This window comes from Saccharopolyspora cebuensis (assembly GCF_039542665.1).
GTDB classification, from domain to species: domain Bacteria; phylum Actinomycetota; class Actinomycetes; order Mycobacteriales; family Pseudonocardiaceae; genus Saccharopolyspora; species Saccharopolyspora cebuensis.
The window spans coordinates 1-1455 of record NZ_BAABII010000036.1 but is presented as its reverse complement, the minus strand read 5'-3'; the positions used below and the strand labels follow the sequence as shown (position 1 = coordinate 1455).

Below are 1455 nucleotides of genomic sequence, written 5' to 3'. Positions count from 1 at the left end.
GAACGAACATGGCCACGGTCGTGTGGGGGCTGGTGGCGGCTCCGCTGGTCGCGGTGAGCCTGTGGTCCTGGCTTCCTCGGCCTTCGGCATGGAGCCTGTCCGGCCTGGCAGCGGCCACGGTGCTGTTGTCGGCGGCCGTGGGGTGGTGGTTCGGGGAGTCCCCGGTGCTGGCGGCGTGGTGGTGGCTCGCGGTGGTCGGCTCCGCGCTCGCGCTGATCGACCAGATGCACCACCGCCTGCCGCATCCTTGGCTGGCGATTCTGCTGCTCGGCGGTGCGGTGGTGTTCGCCGTCGAGGCGATGACGATCCACCAGCCGCAGGTGGTGGTGCGCCTGGTGGCGGCGAGCGCGGTCGTGCTGGTGTTGGGGCTGCTGGTGCAGTGGCTCGCGCCGGGACAGGTCGGCTTCGGCGACACCCTGCTGCTGACCGTTGTGGCGCCGTTCTGGGCCTGGCACGGCTGGTCGACCGTTGCGGCGGGCTTGCTGTGCGCGCACCTGGTGCTCGGGCTGCTCGCGGGCGTGGCGTGGATCGCCGGATCACGGGGGCCGGGGGCCAGGATCGCGGCGGGGCCGGGGCTGTTGCTGGGCGCGTGGTTGCCGTTGCTGTAGGCGGGCTCGTGTCGGTGGGCGTCCTGGTCGGATGTGCGGGCCCGAACGCGGCACCGCCACCCGAGGGAACGATCGCTGCGCCACCGCACACCCCGGAGACCACTGGTGACGAGGCACGGGTTACCGAAGCGTACGAGCGGTTCTGGGACGTGACGCACTCCCTGCCGCATCTGCCCGGTGAGCAGCGGAGTGCGGAGCTGACCGCTGTGGCCGTCGAGCGGTTGGCGGCCACGATGTTGCAGAACTTGACGGCGCAGCAGGACCAGGGCCTCACGCCCTACGGCGAGACCCACGCCCGGATCTCCGCAGTAAAGGTGGACGGCGATCGCGCCGTGGTGACCGATTGCCAGGACGCCAGCCGTTCCGGGCAGGCCGAGCTCGCCACGGGCCAGCCCCGCACGGTGGGGATTGCGCGCAATCCGGTCTCGGGCACCCTCGAACGCGGTGCCGACGGGACGTGGCGGGTCGCGCGGATCGACTACCCGCAAGGGAGCTGCTGATGCGCCCCCGAAACCTCGTCCTCCTGGCCGCGGGCTTGAGCGTGGCCGGTGTGGCACCGCTGCCCGCTGTTGCCGACGAGCTGCTGGTCGTACCCGGTGATCACCAAGGCCTCTACGGTTCGCCGTCCATCACGCTCGGAGCCCAGACCGATGGTGCGCCGCCCTCGGTGGGCCGACCGGACTCCAGCGGCACGGCTCCCGGCGCGGACGGACCCGCACCGCCGCTGGGACTGAGCTTCACGACCGCCGGGCCGGGCATCCCGGAGATGTTCACGATCACCCCGCAGCTCCATTTCCCTGACTTCGGTGCGATCCCGTCGGCACCACCCTCGCCGGGGGTATTGGCC

The 1455-nt window shown here is 71.8% G+C and carries 2 protein-coding genes and 1 pseudogene; all 3 read left to right on the top strand.

Features of this window, described 5'->3' with window-relative positions; all coding sequences use genetic code 11:
• Positions 1-608, top strand: a 608-nt coding sequence (locus ABD976_RS29385; RefSeq protein ID WP_345368310.1) for an A24 family peptidase, incomplete at its 5' end; no start/stop codon positions are given.
• Between the two features lie 149 nt (positions 609-757).
• Positions 758-1108, top strand: a complete 351-nt coding sequence (locus tag ABD976_RS29380; protein WP_345368309.1) for a hypothetical protein — start codon at positions 758-760, stop codon at positions 1106-1108.
• 50 nt (positions 1109-1158) lie between these two features.
• Positions 1159-1455: pseudogene (locus tag ABD976_RS29375) on the top strand (hypothetical protein); the annotation flags it as partial.